18 protein-coding genes are annotated in these 15,844 nt (G+C 63.4%); 4 read left to right on the forward strand and 14 right to left on the reverse strand.

Annotation, left to right across the window (positions count from 1 at the left end; all coding sequences use genetic code 11):
• Positions 1-395 precede the first annotated feature (395 nt).
• From FLO80_RS04055 to soxC, 5 genes are all read right to left on the reverse strand, one after another.
• A complete protein-coding gene (locus FLO80_RS04055) occupies positions 396-1,661 on the reverse strand; it encodes an NAD(P)/FAD-dependent oxidoreductase (protein ID WP_111363646.1) in 1,266 nt (421 codons plus the stop codon).
• 55 nt (positions 1,662-1,716) lie between these two features.
• The gene (locus FLO80_RS04060) at positions 1,717-2,436 is read right to left on the reverse strand and encodes a c-type cytochrome (protein WP_439328702.1); all 720 of its coding nucleotides are present in this window, start codon (positions 2,434-2,436) and stop codon (positions 1,717-1,719) included.
• Positions 2,426-3,046, reverse strand: coding sequence for a thioredoxin family protein (locus tag FLO80_RS04065; protein ID WP_111363644.1), 621 nt, complete (start codon positions 3,044-3,046; stop codon positions 2,426-2,428). Before FLO80_RS04065 ends, FLO80_RS04060 begins: the two co-directional genes overlap by 11 nt.
• A 95-nt stretch (positions 3,047-3,141) precedes the next feature.
• Positions 3,142-4,239 carry a c-type cytochrome gene (locus tag FLO80_RS04070; protein ID WP_111363642.1) on the reverse strand — a complete coding sequence of 366 codons (1,098 nt, stop codon included), beginning with the start codon at positions 4,237-4,239 and terminating at the stop codon, positions 3,142-3,144.
• The gene (gene soxC, locus FLO80_RS04075; RefSeq protein ID WP_111363640.1) at positions 4,223-5,491 is read right to left on the reverse strand and encodes a sulfite dehydrogenase; all 1,269 of its coding nucleotides are present in this window, start codon (positions 5,489-5,491) and stop codon (positions 4,223-4,225) included. The genes FLO80_RS04070 and soxC overlap by 17 nt, the downstream gene beginning before the upstream one ends.
• Before the next feature lie 161 nt (positions 5,492-5,652).
• Between soxC and FLO80_RS04080 the strand changes: the two genes are divergently transcribed.
• Positions 5,653-6,690 carry an NAD(P)/FAD-dependent oxidoreductase gene (locus tag FLO80_RS04080; protein ID WP_111363638.1) on the forward strand — a complete coding sequence of 346 codons (1,038 nt, stop codon included), beginning with the start codon at positions 5,653-5,655 and terminating at the stop codon, positions 6,688-6,690.
• A gap of 55 nt (positions 6,691-6,745) precedes the next feature.
• On the opposite strand, the gene soxB is transcribed toward FLO80_RS04080, so the two are convergent.
• From soxB to FLO80_RS04115, 7 genes are all read right to left on the reverse strand, one after another.
• Entirely contained in the window at positions 6,746-8,443 is a 1,698-nt protein-coding gene (gene soxB / locus FLO80_RS04085; protein WP_111363636.1) for a thiosulfohydrolase SoxB, read from the reverse strand.
• 119 nt (positions 8,444-8,562) lie between these two features.
• Entirely contained in the window at positions 8,563-9,417 is an 855-nt protein-coding gene (soxA, locus tag FLO80_RS04090) for a sulfur oxidation c-type cytochrome SoxA (protein WP_111363634.1), read from the reverse strand.
• A gap of 67 nt (positions 9,418-9,484) precedes the next feature.
• The gene (gene soxZ, locus FLO80_RS04095) at positions 9,485-9,811 is read right to left on the reverse strand and encodes a thiosulfate oxidation carrier complex protein SoxZ (RefSeq protein WP_111363632.1); all 327 of its coding nucleotides are present in this window, start codon (positions 9,809-9,811) and stop codon (positions 9,485-9,487) included.
• Between the two features lie 18 nt (positions 9,812-9,829).
• A complete protein-coding gene (soxY, locus tag FLO80_RS04100) occupies positions 9,830-10,246 on the reverse strand; it encodes a thiosulfate oxidation carrier protein SoxY (RefSeq protein ID WP_111363630.1) in 417 nt (138 codons plus the stop codon).
• A gap of 44 nt (positions 10,247-10,290) precedes the next feature.
• Complete coding sequence (soxX, locus tag FLO80_RS04105) at positions 10,291-10,764, reverse strand: sulfur oxidation c-type cytochrome SoxX (protein ID WP_111363628.1); 474 nt, start codon at positions 10,762-10,764, stop codon at positions 10,291-10,293.
• Between the two features lie 123 nt (positions 10,765-10,887).
• On the reverse strand, positions 10,888-11,466 hold the full coding sequence (locus FLO80_RS04110; RefSeq protein WP_111363626.1) for a thioredoxin family protein: 579 nt from the start codon (positions 11,464-11,466) through the stop codon (positions 10,888-10,890).
• Positions 11,467-11,492: 26 nt separating this feature from the next.
• Positions 11,493-12,230 (reverse strand): cytochrome c biogenesis CcdA family protein, encoded by a 738-nt coding sequence (locus FLO80_RS04115; RefSeq protein WP_111363624.1) that lies wholly within the window; start codon positions 12,228-12,230, stop codon positions 11,493-11,495.
• 90 nt (positions 12,231-12,320) lie between these two features.
• Here FLO80_RS04115 and FLO80_RS04120 point away from each other — a divergent pair, with 90 nt between their 5' ends.
• The 3 genes from FLO80_RS04120 to FLO80_RS04130 all read left to right on the forward strand — a co-directional run bounded on the left by FLO80_RS04120 (position 12,321) and on the right by FLO80_RS04130 (position 14,278).
• Entirely contained in the window at positions 12,321-12,683 is a 363-nt protein-coding gene (locus FLO80_RS04120; protein WP_246156552.1) for a thioredoxin fold domain-containing protein, read from the forward strand.
• A 145-nt stretch (positions 12,684-12,828) separates the two neighbouring features.
• The gene (locus tag FLO80_RS04125) at positions 12,829-13,167 is read left to right on the forward strand and encodes an ArsR/SmtB family transcription factor (protein ID WP_111363622.1); all 339 of its coding nucleotides are present in this window, start codon (positions 12,829-12,831) and stop codon (positions 13,165-13,167) included.
• Between the two features lie 49 nt (positions 13,168-13,216).
• On the forward strand, positions 13,217-14,278 hold the full coding sequence (locus tag FLO80_RS04130) for a YeeE/YedE family protein (RefSeq protein WP_111363620.1): 1,062 nt from the start codon (positions 13,217-13,219) through the stop codon (positions 14,276-14,278).
• Between the two features lie 45 nt (positions 14,279-14,323).
• On the opposite strand, the gene FLO80_RS04135 is transcribed toward FLO80_RS04130, so the two are convergent.
• Both FLO80_RS04135 and FLO80_RS04140 read right to left on the reverse strand, forming a co-directional pair.
• Entirely contained in the window at positions 14,324-15,217 is an 894-nt protein-coding gene (locus FLO80_RS04135; RefSeq protein ID WP_111363618.1) for a nickel/cobalt transporter, read from the reverse strand.
• The gene (locus FLO80_RS04140; RefSeq protein ID WP_111363616.1) at positions 15,199-15,834 is read right to left on the reverse strand and encodes a DUF1007 family protein; all 636 of its coding nucleotides are present in this window, start codon (positions 15,832-15,834) and stop codon (positions 15,199-15,201) included. The genes FLO80_RS04135 and FLO80_RS04140 overlap by 19 nt, the downstream gene beginning before the upstream one ends.
• Positions 15,835-15,844 lie beyond the last annotated feature (10 nt).

Raw genomic sequence — 15,844 nt, forward strand, 5'->3', positions numbered from 1 at the left:
ATCCTGCCTGCTTTCGTCGTTTCGATGATTACGGAAAACTCCCTAACGGAGTCTTAGTCATGCGGCTCAGGGGCTGCAAGGGCAGCGGAAAAAAACACCCTGTCCCAACAGGCAACGGGGCGCGATCCACACCGCGCCCCGCCCTGCATCTTTCCTGGGAACCGCGAACAGGCCAACCGCGCGGAGCCGGCACCGCCGTTCTTTCTTGGCAAAAATACTCACAAGCCACCGCCCGCACCGCGCGCGGCCTTAACCATTGAACCAAGGGTTTCGCCGCTTCGCGGGCGGTGCACGCCCGACAGCCGGAAAACAGCCGGAGATCACCCCCCGATTTTTCGACGAAAAATCGTCTTAACCCGTCTGAGCGGTGCGGTTACGCATCTTAAACCAAATGCTCAGCCGAACATGTCCGCCGTGATCCCGGCATACCAGCCGATCGATTCCTCGTAGGTCTGCTTGCGCAGATCCGCATCCTCGCCGGTCTGGCTGATAAAGCTCGACACGCTGACGATCTTCTCGTCGGTCGCCTCGTAGGACGCTCCGACCTTCACCCCGTCATCCTCGTCGATAAGGCTCCAGCAGGTGTTCGAGAATTTCGCCGGGAACACGTTCGATCCCAGAAGCGCCCCACGCACCGCCATCGCCGCGACCTTGGCCTGGCTGTTGGCCGAGAAGCCCGATTTCGGCATGTCGCCCTGGTTGCTGGCGTCACCCAGCACATGGATATTCTCGTCGACGCGGCTTTGCATCGTGTGGCCGATGACCGGGGCCCAGTTGCCCTCGGTGATGCCCGCCATCTCGCAGATGCGCCCCGCCTTTTGCGCCGGGATGACGTTGCACACATCGACCTTTTCAACCACGCCGTCGATGTTTACCGTCATCGCGTCGGGGTCCACCTCGACCTTGTCACCGCCGAAATCCGGGCCGATCCGTTCGATCATGCCGGAATAGTGCTTTTGCCAGCCTTCCTCGAACAGCGCCTGTTTCGAGAATTTCGGCTTCGGGTCGACCAGCAGGATCTTGGCGGTCGGGTTCATCTCCGTGAGCAGATGCGCCACCATGCTGATCCGCTCATAGGGTCCGGGCGGACAGCGATAGGGGTTCGGCGGCGCGACCATCGCGAAACGTCCGCCCTCGGGCATCGCCTCGATCTGCGCCTTGAGAAGCTCGGTCTGCGACCCGGCCTTGTAGGCATGCGGCATCTTGTTCTGCGCGCTCACATCCCATCCCGGCACCGAGCCGTCAACGAAATCGATCCCGGGCGACAGGATCAGCCGGTCATAGGGCAGCACCGCCCCACCCGCCAACGTCACCGTCTTCGCCTCGCGATCCACGCCGGTGGCCCAGTCATGCACCACGTTGACCCCCGATTGCGCCAGCGTGCCATAGCTGTGCCCGATCGAACTCAGCTCGCGAAAGCCGCCGATATAGAGGTTCGAGAAAAAGCAGGTGTAATACATCCGCGTCGGTTCGATCAGGGTGACGTCGATCTCGCCCTTGCTGTCCTTGGCGATATAGCGCGCAGCGGTCGCGCCGCCCGCCCCGCCGCCGATCACGACGACCCGCGGCATTCCATGGCTCGAGGCCCGCACATTGGGGGCCGCAAGCGCCGCCGCCATGGCCGCCCCCGTGCCGATAAAGGCGCGTCTGTTCAATGTCATGGTCTTTCCTCCCGTTCGTCTGCACCCGTTTGCCCGGTGCGTCAGGCCACCCGGATCATTCCAGATCGCCAAAATATGCGGCCAATGCCGCGATCTCTTCATCCGACAGCCGCCCCGCCATCATCTGCATGACAGGGTGCGGACGAATCTGTCTCTTGTAGGCGTGCATCGCGATCACGAAGTCCTCTTCCGGCCAGCCGACAATCCCCGGGATTCCGTCATTTCGGCCGTCAACCTGGTGGCAGGTCGTGCATTCATTCGCCAAGTATGCCCCGAATTCCGGGTCACCGACAATGGCCAGCGTCTCGGGCGACAGCTCCACCTCGCGGGCACGGCCGGTGGGGGCAGCCTCGGGGATGTTCTGCGGATTGTCCGAAAACTGCCGCAGATAGGCCAGCACGTTGTCGCGGTCGGTCTTGTCCTCCAGCCCGTCGAAACTCATCCGCGTGTCACTGACCAGCGCCTTGGGATTCTCCAGGTAGGCATCGAGCAACTCAAGCGTCCAGACCATGCCCAGCGTGCCCTCGCGGACCAACCCCTTGGAATATCTGAACCCCTCGATCGAGCCCGCCTTGCGCCCGAAGATACCGTTGAGATGCGGCCCGATCCCGTTCTCCGCCCCGCGCCCGACCTCGTGACAGCCGACGCAAAGCTCATAAACCTCTTCGCCCGCCTCCGCGTCCCCGATCAGCGCGCCCTGCTGTTCGGCCATTACCGGCGCCGCAACGCCCAGCCCCGCCCAAAGCACCAGCGCCGCCCGAAATCTACCATACATCCGGATCAATTCCCTGCTCTCTCAGCCTTTCGAACTTGTCCTGCAAATGCCGCTGGAACGGCTGGTTGCGGAAATCCCCCGTCTCGACATATTCCAGCGCACTCAGGTAATGGAACGGCTTGAGATAGCCCGGAAGGCGGAACGTCTCGGCCGCGCGCAACGATCCGGCCCCGGCATTGTCACGGTGAAACAGGATCGTCGTCGGCGTGAAATTCACGAACCATTTTTCCGCCAACCGCCGCTCTTCCAGCGCCTGCCCGTCGAAACCCAGCACCTCGCGCGCGCCGAACATGTCAAGCTGGATAACGTCGTAATGCGCTTCGATGTAGTCGACGATCTCGGGACGCTGGAAATTGACGTGATGCAACTCGCGGCAATAGGGGCATCCGTTCTGCTCCCACAGCACCATGAGGTTGCGCCCGCTTTCGGCGGCCATCTGCAAATCGTCGCCCAGTTCGAGAAAGCTGTCGAGGAACCACGGCTGCTTGTGCAACCCGTCATCGCCCAGTTCGACAGGGGCTGCGGCCGGGTCATTGGTCCCGGCGGCCCAAAGGGGGCCTGCCGCAGCACCGGCCGCGGCGGATAGAAACAGATTGCGTCGTGTGAGCATGGCCTCTCCTCCCAGATAGCGCACTCACCAAACTATGCCACAACTCCACCTTGCGGCAAAACGGGGCCACCCTCGGGCGGCCCCGTCACCCGTCCCTATTCGGAAAAGGATTTGAGGTATTCGATCACCGCGGCGATTTCCTCGTCCTTGCGCAGGCCCGCAAAGGACATCTTGGTCCGCTTGATGTAATCGCGCGGTTTCCTGAGAAACTCCGCCATGTTGTCCTCGGTCCAGACCATGCCCTCATCGGCCATTTCAAGCAGTCCCTTGGAATACCTGAATCCGTCAACATGGCCGAACGGCGCGCCGATCACACCGTTGAGCACGGGGCCGACACGGTCCTTCGCGCCTTCGCCGACCTGGTGACAGGCCGCGCATTTCTTGAACACCCTTTCACCCTCGGCCACCAGCGCCATGTCGAGCGCCGGTTCGCCGCTCTCGGCGGGCGCGCTGGCCGCGGCCTCCTGCGTGGCGTCATCCTCGCCGGCCGACGCCGCGCCCTCTGACTCCGACACATCCATCCCCAGCCGCGCGGCACGCGCCTTGCGGGCATCCGCATCCTCGGGGGTCACGTCGATGATCGCCGCCCGCGCCGTGATCTCGACGCTGTCCTTGCAATCGCTCATGCAGATCTCGGGCTTGGCGAAGGCGACAAGCTCGCCATCGGCGCGGTCATCCATGAAGAAATTGTCCTCGTTGGGCAGGCGCACCTCAAGGAAATTCTCCTTCGAGAGAACGAAATCGTCCTCCACCAGGTAATTGAGATACATCAGGTAAGCGGTGATCGCGTAAACCTCGTCATTGCTCAGGCTTTGCGCATCGCCGAACGGCATCGCCCGGTGCACGTAATCCCAGACCGTCGACAGGTAGGGCCAGTAGGAACCGACGGTCTTGACCGGGCGATCATCGCTCAGCGACCCGTCGCCGCCCGCCAGAACCGGCCAGCGGCCCACCGCCTCGCCGAACACGCCATGACAGACCGAACATTTCTCGGTGTAGAGAACCTCGCCATCCATCACCGATCCCGACCCTTCGGGCAGGCCCTGCCCATCGGGGCGGATGTCGATATCCCACGCGGCGATCTCGTCAGGCGTCGCCGCGCGTCCAAGGCCCAGATTCTCGGCCATGGCCGGTGTCGCAAGCACCGACACCGCCACGGCTGAGGCGGTCAAGACATTAAGAAACTTCGACATTTTCCGCCTCCCCGTTCTTGTTGACATACCAGGTCTGGATACCGTTGTTGTGATAGATCGAATTGGTCCCGCGATAGTCGCGCAGCTCGTTCTTGGTCGGCTGCACGTAACCGGTGCTGTCATGCGCCCGGCTTTGCAAAAGCAATTCGCCACCATCCCAGTCGAATTCGAAATAGAACCGGTGCATCGACTTATCGAGGCTCGGCCCGCTCATCCGCGCCGCATGCCAGTTCTTGCCACCGTCGATGGTCACATCCACCCGCGGGATCGTGCCCCGCCCCGACCATGCCAGCCCGGTCAGGACCGTCGGCCCCTTGCCATGCAGGATCGGCGCCTGCGGGCTGGGGTTGGTGATGACCGATTTCGCGTCCATCTCCCACGTAAAGCGCCGCGCCGTGCCATCGGCCAGAAGATCGGTGTATTTGCTGGTTTCCTCGCGGTGGTGCCACGGCTCGTCACCGACCTCGATCCGGCGCAGCCACTTGACCCACATGTTGCCTTCCCAGCCCGGCACAACAAGGCGCAGCGGATAGCCCTGTTCGGGGCGCAATGCCTCACCGTTCATCTTCCAGGCCACGAGACAGTCATCGAGCGCCTTTTCCATCGGGATCGAGCGTGTCATCGCCGCCGCATCCGCCCCCTCGGGCATGACCCACTTGCCGCTCGTCTTCACACCCGCCTCTTCCAGCAGGTGTCTGAGCTTCACGCCGGTATACATCACGTTATGGATCATCCCGTGCGTGAACTGGCACCCGTTGAGTTGCGCGCCGCGCCACTCCATGCCGCTATTGGCCGCGCATTCAAGGAAATAGACATGGTTCTCGCGCGGAAACCGCAACAGATCGGCCATGGTAAAGACCAGCGGCGTGTCCACCAGCCCGTTGATCATCAACCGATGCTTGGCCGGGTCGATATGCGCCGTGCCCGCATGGTGACGCTCGAAACACAGCCCGTTGGGCGTGATGATCCCGTCCAGCTCGTGCAGCGGCGTGAAGTTGATCGAACTCACCGGGTCGGCCGTCAGCCATTCCACCGTGCGCCGCTTTACATGCGACTCGTATTCCGATGGCTTGCCATAGGGCGCAACATCCACCCCGTCGCCAAGCTGCTGCATCCAGGGTTGCAACTCGGTGATGACCGGATCACCCGCCGCATGTGCAGCCCCCGCACCCGCAAGGGTGCCTCCCGCCGCGGCGGCCCCTTTCAGAAATGCGCGCCGCGAGGGCTTTGTGCCCTTGTCGCTGACCGTCATTGATTCTGCCTCCTCATTCGCAAAACAAATTCTTCATATTGAATTTATGGGCGCTTGAAAACCGTCACATTCACACTAGCGAATAAAAAGATGTCTGTCGACGTCTTCCTGCCCCGGCCCAACCGGATTATCATCCCGAAAATCGCTTCGGGAGACAGGGCATGATCATCATCGGCGCCGGGATCGCGGGGCTCTCGCTTGGCTGGCAATTGGCTCGGCGCGGGCTGCCTCCCACCATCATCGACGCCGGTGCCATCGGCCAGGGGGCCAGCCATGCCGCTGCGGGCTATCTTCAGCCCGGCCTTGACCCCTCGCCAGTCACCGATCTCGAATGGGCCAGCCTGCACGCCACCCCCACCTTCATCGCCGATCTCGAAGCCGAAACCGGCCTCTCGGTCGATTTCCGCACCGATGGACAGTTGCGCATCGGCTTTGCCGGGGACGAGACCGAGATCCGCGCCGATTACGAGGCCCGCCGCGCCGCCGGTTGGGATGTCGAGATGATGGATGGCACCGCCGCCCGCGCCCTCGAACCCGCACTCTCGCCTGACGTGACCATCGCCTGCCTGCTCAAACAGGTCTCCTGGGTCGACGGGCGCAAGCTCTGCACCGCGCTGGCCCGGGCCATCACCATCCGCGGCGGTCGGATGATCGAGCACCGCCCCGCGCTGGCCCTCACCCATGTGCGCGGCCGCGTTACCGGCGTCGACACCCCCGCCGGTCACATGCCATCCGAGCGCGTGGTCCTTGCGGCCGGGCACGGCTTCGACCGGATCAGGGGCCTGCCCGCCGACCTGCCCGCCTCGATCCCGGTGCGCGGCGTGATCCTCGCGCTCTCCTGCCCCACCCCGCTCTTCACCCGGCTCATCAAACGCCCCGACGGCATCCTTTGCCCACGCTCGGACGGTCGCCTCATCCTCGGTGTCACCAAGACGCCCGACGACATGCGCGATTTCCCCGATGCGGGCGCGGTGCAGACGCTTCTGGCCGGGGCAATCCGCGCCGCCCCCGCGCTGGCCGATCTGCCCTTTCTCGAAGCGACCCACGCCTTTCGCCCCTTCCTGCCGGATGAGGCGCTGCTTTACGGCGCGCATGAAGGGCTTGCGGGCCTCTTCCTCTCGCTCGGCCACGCCGCCGACGGCTACCTGCGCGCCGCCGAAGTCTCGCGCCGATTGGCCACCGAAATCCTCGGCACATGAAAACAGGCCAGGAAATGTCCCGGCCTGCCCATCAAATCACGCCTGCAAGGTCGCCTCAGCCGCCAATCACCTCGACGCTGTTGTTGGGATCAAGCTTCACCGTGCCCTGCTTGCGGATGTGGTTCTCGATCACGTCCCAGATCTGCGGCCCCTCGGTGCCCTCGTTCACGCTCGCCCAGCCGGCCACGACATAGCTCTTGGCCGGGTCGATCGCCTCGCCGGTCTTCAACAGCGTCATGTCGGTGATCCGCTCGCCCTGCGGCTTGGTCACGTCGATCCGATAGCCAAGGCCACCGACCCGCACCATGTCGCCGCCCTGCTGGTAATAGGGGTCGGGATTGAACAGGTTGTCGCCCACGTCCTCAAGGATCACATGGATGAATTCCCCTGTCATTTCCGAGCGATAGGCCTTGCCATAGGTCATCGAACAGACGTTCCAGATATCCTCGCGCGTGATCGGATCGCCAGGCAGAAGGCTCGGCCCCCAACGCACGCCCGGGCTCATCGCGATATCGGCCTCGCGCTCGGAAATCAGCGCATCACAGATCAGGTCATCCCACGTCCCGTTGAAATTCCCGCGCCGGTAAAGCAGGTCATCGGTCGTCCCGATCACCTCTTCCAGCTCGGCCTTGTAAGGCGCGCGCTCGGCCTCGATCACCGCGCTCACCTCCTTGTCCGGCTCGATCACGTCCGAGAAGATCGGGATCAGCTTGTGCCGGAATCCCATCATCCGCCCGTCGCGCACATCGAGATCGACCCGGCTCACGAACTTGCCGTTGCTGCCGCTCGCGATCAGGATCGTTTCGCCCACCAGCACCGGCTCGGGCAGCGCGTCATGGGTGTGACCGGACAGGATCACGTCGATCCCCTTGACCCGCCCCGCCATCTTCTTGTCGACGTCAAAGCCGTTATGGCTCAGCACCACCACGAGGTCGGCACCCTGCGCGCGCACCTCGTCGACCATTTCCTGCATCCGCCCGTCGCGGATACCAAAGGAATACTCGGGGAACATCCAGCCAGGGTTGGCAATCGGCATGTAGGGAAACGCCTGACCGATCACCGCGATCTTGGCCCCGCCCCGCTCGAAAAAGGTGTAATCGGGGAACTCCTCGGCCGGCTCGTCCCATTCCGCGTCAAAGATGTTCTGCCCCATCGCCGGAAACGGCAGCTCCTCGACGATCTCGCGCACCCGCTCCGAGCCCAGCGTGAATTCCCAGTGAAAGGTCATCGCGTCGGGTTTCAGCGCGTTCATCACGTTGACCATATCCTGCCCTTGCGTGTGATAGCAGGTGTAAGAGCCGTGCCATGTGTCACCGCCATCCAGCAGGATCGCGTCGGGCCGGTCGGCCCGGATCGCGTTGATCACCGTCGCCACCCGGTCAAGCCCACCGACACGGCCATAGGTCTGCGCCAGCGCCGAAAAATCGTCATAGCTCAGCGCATAATGGCTCGGGCTGCCATCCTCTATCCCGTAAAGCCTGCGAAACTCCGCACCGGTGACATGTGGAACCGCGCCGCGGTTCTTGCCGACGCCCAGGTTGATCTCCGGTTCGCGGAAATAGATCGGCTTAATCTGCGCGTGGATGTCGGTGATATGGATCAGGCTGACATTGCCGAACGTGTCGAATTGCAACAGGTCGTCCTGCGTCAGCGCCTGCTGCGCGGCCAGTTTCGACCAGTTGCCGAAACCGCTTGCGCCGATCATGGCCGACGCGGCCATGCTGACCTGGAGGAAATCGCGACGTGAGATCATGATGCGGGCCTTTCCGGATTTATCCTGAGTGTTGCGCGCAACATATGCACAGCATTGAATTTGTTACAACAGAAAAAAGGCCCGCCCGGCACACTGCCATGACGGGCCTTCTTCGTGGATCAGTTGCGAACCGACGGAGTCTCGACGCCAAGCCCGTTGCCACGGCTCGCCACGTAAAGCTCAAGCGCGATGAACTCGTCGCTGCCCGGGCTGAACGTCTCGGCGCGGGTGTCGCGAATGCAGCCCTTGAAGCGCGAATGCGCCCCGTTCAGCTTTGCATTCTTCAACCGGTAGGTGGGAAACCCGTTGGTCTGGCCCTGGCTCAGGTGATCCGCACGAATCATGTTGCCATAATTCTGCTCATGGCAGGACGCGCAGGACAGCTCCAACTGGCCATAGCGGGTGTAATAGATTTCCTTGCCCTTCTCCCAGAAGGGTTTCGCCGGGCCGTCAATGGCCACGTTCATCTGCATGCCGCGCGATTGGCTGCCGATCATCGCCTCCATGTCGATGGCCGGACCGGCATCGTATTTCCACGCCTCGGCACCCATCCGCTCGGTGCGGCACTCGTTGACCTTCATCTGAACGGTCATCACCGTGCCGGCCTTCTCGTCGTATTTCGGATAGGTCGCCTTCACGCCCTTCATGCTCTCGGCCGCATCGCCATGGCAATCGGCACAGGACTTGCCCGCGCTGCCTTCGGCGGTGTTCCAGGTGGCCATGGCGTTCTCGACCCCCAACATGCCGGGGTTGTCGAAATCGTCCATTTCGATGGCCTGCGTATCGTCATTGCGGAAATGCCAGCCCGAAATCACTTCGTAGAGCGCCCCGTCGAGATGCTCGGCGGGTTCGGCCTTGGTCACCACCTCGATTTCCTCGTTGATGATCAGCGTATCATCGTCAGGACCGGCGGCACCCAATGTCGGCATCGCCAAAGCCACGGCCGACACAACGGACAACATCTTGAAATTCATTCACTTTCCTCCCTTTGAAACGCCCTGCCCTTCTTCGGGGCAAGGCGCCTTTTATCCTTGGGCCCGTTCACACCTTGACCGATTTCACGTCCTCGTAAACCGATCCGTCATCGTCGTACCACGTGAACTGGAGATCACCGGACTCGGGGATCGTCACGTCGAACTCGAAATACGGGTTGGTCGAGATCGCGCCGTGCATTTCCACGTCAAGCGCGTTCGTGCCGTTGAAATCGCAGGTAAAGCGGTTGATGATCGAGCGCGGGATCAGGTTGCCGTCGCTGTCTCTGCGCTGGCCCGATTCCATCTTGTGGCTGATCAGGGTCTTGATCGTCACGACCTCGCCGGCCGATGCGGTCTTGGGCGCCTTCACGCGGGGTTTAACACCAGATGCCATGTCTTTCGTCTCCTCTGATTAGCCGCCGCAGCCGCCGATGGTGACTTTCACGTTCTTGGTCGCGCTGGCAAAGCTGCCATCGGCCATCTTCGCGATCGCCACGACATCCTGCGTGCCAGCCAGCCGGATACGGGTCGACGCCGTCTGGCTGCCCGCCAACTCGCCGAAATTGAATACCGCCACGTCGGGATTCGGGTTGCCCAGCGCCAGCAGCATCACTGCCGATGCCCCGTCGGCCGACACGCCCACCGGCACGGTGTTGCCGTTCTCGGCAATCTCCGGCGCATCAAGCGTTATACCGCCTTCGCTCACATCTGCGCCGCCGGTAAAGGCGGCAATCGCGTCCTCTCCTGCCGCGCCCACGCGCAGTGGCAGGGCCGTCAGGGCAATAGCACCGGCACCCAGCGCCAGCGTATCACGTCTCGAGAATCCCATGTCTCTCTCCTCAGATAATGTTACTTCAGACCGCCCCGCCCCGTTCACTCTTTCAGAGTGGAGAGAAACGCGATCACATCTTCAACCTGCTCGGCCGTCAAAAGCGGCCCGAACGAGTCGTCCGCGGCCTTGCCGGTATAGGCATTGCCCGGACGGATAAAGCCATCGACCCGGTAATAGGCCGGCATCACCGTGCCCTCGAACGTCTTCTTCGAATTCACCACGATCCCGCGCAGTTCCGCCTCGCTCCAGCGATCCGCCGCGCCATCGAGCATCGGCCCGACATTGCCCGGCCATGCCACGTCGAGCGTGCTGATCTCGTGGCACGCCACGCAATTGCCCAGGCTGCGCTTCGAATAGACCTCGAAACCCCGCTCCGGATCGCCCGGCTTGCCGGTCAGCGACGTCGCGACCTCGCCATATTCGGACATCACCACGTCTTGCGGGGCCACGACCCCCTCGGCCATTGCGGTTCCGGCAACCATCGCCGCCGCGAATGTCAAAGTCGTAAGCTTCATGTTTCCTCCCAACTCCCTTGACCTGTTATAATTCAGGCTCGTTGTCGCCACAGTATTGCAGGCCTGTCGCTGAACGCAACAACAAATTCAAAAGAATGAATTAAGGCCGCGCAATTTTATTGCTCAATCGGCCGCATTTTCCTGCCTCTCGCGGATCATGCGGGCATGGTAACGCTGGAAATCCTCCCCGTCATCAAGATCATAGCGTTTCTCATTGACCCATGTAAACATGTCCAGCGTCGTCTGGAACCCGAAGGCGCCCGGCATCATCGCCACTGCCGCCTGCACGGCGGTCTGCCCGTCCGCCACCTCTTCGGGCAGGAAAATGAGCGTCGGGGTAAAGAGAATCCCCCATTTGCGCATCAACGCCGATTGCCCGGTCTCCTGCCCGTCGAAATCGGTCGCGCTATCGTTGCCATGCAGGTTCATCTGCACCACGAAGAAATTCTCGGCGATGTAATCCGACAGGACGGGCCGGACATAGACCTCCTCGTGCATCTTCTTGCAATAGATGCACCCGCGCTGCTCGACGAACAGCACCAGCCGCTTGCCCTCCGCGTTGGCCTCGCTCAGATCCTCGCGCAGATCCTTGAACGTGTCGCGCATCCACGGCTGCTTGTGCAGCCCGTCATCGCCGATTTCGCCCACCGCACCCGTCGCGAACCCGGCCAGCATCGCCAGGGCCATCACAAACCGTTTCATCCTCATTCTCCCTCGTATTCAGAAACTCACCCGAGACGGCCAAAGCTCGGGAACGTCTCGATCATCCAGTTCGAAATCGTGTTCACCGTATCGGTTGCGATCAGGATCGCAAACACGATGAGCATCACCCCCATCGCCTTTTCGACATAGACCATCTTGGCCCGGTGGCGCTGCATCCAGCCGAGGAACGGGCGCGCGAAAAACGCCGCCAGCACGAACGGCGCGGTCATTCCCGCCCCGAACACCGCCAGCAGCATCGCGCCCTGGCTGATCTCGCCCATGCCGCTCGCGATCATCAGGATCGAGGCCAGAACCGGCCCCACGCAGGCGGTCCAGCCAAAACCGAAGGCCAGCCCCATCACATAGGCGCCCAGAACCGTGGTCGGGTCGCTTTTCGATTCCATCCGCGCCTCGCGCATCAGGAACCCGATGCGGATCACCCCCAGGAAATGCAGCCCAAAGACGAAGATCACCGCCGCCGCGACATAGGCCAACGTGCCTTTCCACTGCGCAAAGGCCTGTCCCAGCGCGGTCGCCCCCATGCCCATCAGCATGAAGATCGTCGTCACCCCGAGCGCGAACATCAGTGCCGAAACCACCAGCCGCCGCTGCGCCCCCGGCGCGATCTCGCCGTCACCGCGCAGCTCGGCCATGGAAATCCCGGCCATGTAACTGATGTAAAACGGCACCATGGGCAGGATACATGGCGTGAAGAACGCGCCAAACCCTGCCAGCAAGGCGCCCAGATAGGTAATATCCAGCACGCGCGCTTCCCTCCCTTGCCGAAAACACATTATCACATTAAGATTTGTTCAATCATTGTCAATCTGGTCCTGCCCATGTCTTTCGCCCCGGTGCAACACGCTCTCGCGACCGTTCTGGCCCTTGTCCTTTCGGTGATGCCCGCCGCGGCGGCCGAACTGATCATGGTCGAGCAAAAGGGCTGCTCTTACTGCATCGCCTGGATGGACACGATCGGCCCGATCTATCCCAAATCGCCCGAAGGCCGCTTTGCCCCGCTGCGTGTCGTCAATATCCGCGACGGCGCACCCGATGGCGTGCGCTATGCCCGCCCGGTGAATTTCACGCCGACCTTCATCCTGGTCGAGGACGGCACCGAACTTGGCCGCATCGAAGGTTACCCGGGCGAAGATTTCTTCTGGGGCCTGCTCGACATGCTGCTGAAACGAACAACCGATTACGCCGGCACCGGATGAAGCGCCGCATCGACACGCCGGGGGATGACCTCGACGTAAAAAAGCGTTAACAGACCATCCCATCGACGTGCGCGTGACAGGGTTGAATGGACAATTGGGGCGCAGGTCCGGCATGGGCCCCGCCACATCGACGAGGACAAGAACCATGGGCCTGCCCGTTTTCGACAAGGATCTGAGCGAGGAAGAACTTGACCGATTCGTGGCCAACGCGACGCGGGCGTCGAATTTCCTCAAGACCGTCAGCCACGAAGGCCGGCTGATGATCCTGTGCCACCTCGTCACCGGCGAGAAATCGGTGACCGAACTGGAAGACCTGCTCTCGGCCCGCCAGGCCGCCGTGTCGCAACAGCTCTCCCGCCTCCGGCTCGAAGGGCTGGTGATCCCCCGGCGCGAGGGCAAGGCGATCTATTACCGTTTGGCCGACAACCGCCCCAAGCGTATACTGGAACTCGTTTACGAACTGTTCTGCGAAGACGACAGCTGACCCTTGGCTCCGCCACAGCAGCAGGGCATCCCGGGAGGAGGGGTTCGTCATGCTCGACATCATCGGTGACAACGCCTTCGTGGTGTTGACGGGCCTCTTCGGCGGTGTCCTTCTGGGCCTCGCCGCGCGACTCGGGCGGTTCTGCACCCTGGGCGCGATCGAGGATCTGCTTTACGGCGGCTCCGACATCCGCATGCGCATGTGGGTGCTGGCCATCGGCGTCGCGGTGATGGGCACGTTCGGGCTCACCGCCGCGGGCTGGCTCATCCCCGAAGATAGCTTCTACCTCTCGATCCGCTGGACGCCCCTCGCCTCGATCCTCGGCGGGCTCCTGTTCGGCTATGGCATGGCGCTGGCGGGCAATTGCGGCTTCGGCTCGATCGCCCGGCTTGGGGGCGGCGACCTGCGCGCCTTCGTGATCGTGCTGGTGATGGGGGTGTCGGCCTATATCGTGCTTTCGGGGCCGCTGGCCGGGCTTCGGGTCTGGGCCTTCCCGCAATCTGCTGTCACGCCCGGCGAAATGCCCCCCGGCCTTGCGCATCTTCTCACCGACCTGAGCGGGCTGTCGCTCCCCGCAATCGGCATCGCGCTGGGGGCGTTGATCACCGCCGGTGCGCTTGCTTCACGCGCATTCCTCGCCAAACCGGCCTTGATCTTCTGGGCCGCCATCGTGGGCCTCGCCATCGTCTCGGGCTGGGCCGGATCGGCGCATGTGGCGATGACCGGCTTTGCCGCCGTGCCGGTGGTGTCGCATTCCTTCTCGGCCCCGGTGGGCGAAACCGTGCTGTGGCTGATGACCGCCTCGGCGCGCCTGCCCTCCTTTGCCGTCGGCTCGGTCACCGGCGTCGTGCTGGGCGCGCTGATCGGTTCGGGGCTCAAGGGCCATTTCCGCTGGGAAGCCTGCGAAGACCCGCGCGAATTGCGCCGCCAGATCTACGGCGCGGCGATGATGGGCGCGGGTGCGGTGATCGCCATGGGCTGCACCGTGGGCCAGGGCCTCTCGGCCTTTTCCACGCTCAGCTTCTCGGCCCCCGTCACCTTCGCCGCGATCTTCGCCGGGGCCGCCCTCGGCCTGCGCCACCTGATCGAAGGCTTCCAACCCGCCGAATGACGCAACCGGCCACCCCGATTTTTCGCCGAAAAATCGTGCCCCGCCTCAAAGCGTCAACAACACCAACTGCGCCGCCACCGCCGCGATCAACACCCCGGCCATCACCTCGATCACCGCCGCCCAGCGCGCCGCGCCCGGCCCGCTCATCACCTGGCCCAGCGCGCCTTCGCGCATGCTCACCGCCAGCACCGCCACCGCCATCGTCACGCTCGCCGTGCCCAGCGCCATCACCACCGCCCCGGCAATGCCGGCAAGGTTGATCCCCATCAGGTGCCCGAGGATCAGCAGGATCACCGCCCCCGAACAGGGCCGGATGCCCACACTCGCCACCAGAACGACCGCATCGCGCAACGAGCGCACCTGCCCCGCTTCCTCGGGCGTCGGCCCGTGCCGGTGCCCACAGCCGCATTCGCCCGCTTCACCCTCGTGCACAGGGCCCCGCACCCCGCGCCACAACCGCCGCGCGCCCCGGCTCACCAGCCACAGCCCGACCAGCGCGATCGCCGCGTAAGAAAGCGGCTGCAACATGTCCTCGGCGATCCCGATCATCCGCTCGCGCCCCCAGGCGAAGGCGAACACCCCGGCATAGACCAGCACGACCGCCGTTAGCGCCTGCGCAAGGCTCGACGCCAGCGCCAGCCCGGCAAGCCGCCCCACCGGCACCCGCCGCCCCATGCCATAGCCCCCGATCAGGATCTTGCCATGCCCCGGCCCCGCCGCGTGAAAGAACCCATAGGCGAAACACAGACCCAAAAGCCCGCCCCACGCCGCCGCGTCACCGCCGCGCAGCCGCCGCAACGTCCCGGCAATCGCGTTCTGCGCATCGCGCTGGCCCTCGGCAGCCCAGGCCGCCACCCGGTCCATGCCACCCAACCCCCAAAGCCAGAGCAGCAGCCCCACACCCAGCACCACCGGCAGGATCAGGACGGCGCGTCGCATGTCACCTCCACCGTGTCGGCAAACTTCGCCCCCACCTCGGGAAAGGGCACCGTGCCATCCTCGGGGATCTCGGCCAGTTCCGCCAGCAGGGCGCGCTTGGTCGCATCGAAATCGACTTTCCTCACGGACACCGAACAGCCCTCGGGCACGTCGATGCCAAGGCCGAGGTCATAGGCCGTGTAAAACGTCGGATCATAGGCCCGCACCACCACCGGCCCCGCCTCCGCCTCGACCGCGCGATAATGGCGGGTGACGATCCTGCCCTCCTCGAACGCCGTGCCGCGCGGCTCGGGCGGGCCAAGCTCGAGCGGCGCACCGCCCTGCTCAAGGTAAAGATCGCCCTCGAACCCCTCGATCCAGTTCATGTCGAACCCGTCCAGTCGCGCCAGTTCACCTTCGCTCAGCACACCGTCGTAATCCTGATCAAGGTTCATGTCCTCAAGCACCAGAAGCGAATACAATTCATCATATTGCCAGGCCACCTCGATCCCGGTGATCCGCCCCTCCTCGGCCACCAGCCGCAGCCCGGTGGCGACAAAGACATGCGGATGCGCCCCCGCCCCCACAGGCAGGACGACCAGCACAAGCGACAGCAGGCGACGGAGCAATCCCTTCATGGCCCATGGC

It is taken from the genome of Aquicoccus porphyridii (genome assembly GCF_008369105.1).
GTDB classification, from domain to species: Bacteria; Pseudomonadota; Alphaproteobacteria; order Rhodobacterales; family Rhodobacteraceae; genus Aquicoccus; species Aquicoccus porphyridii.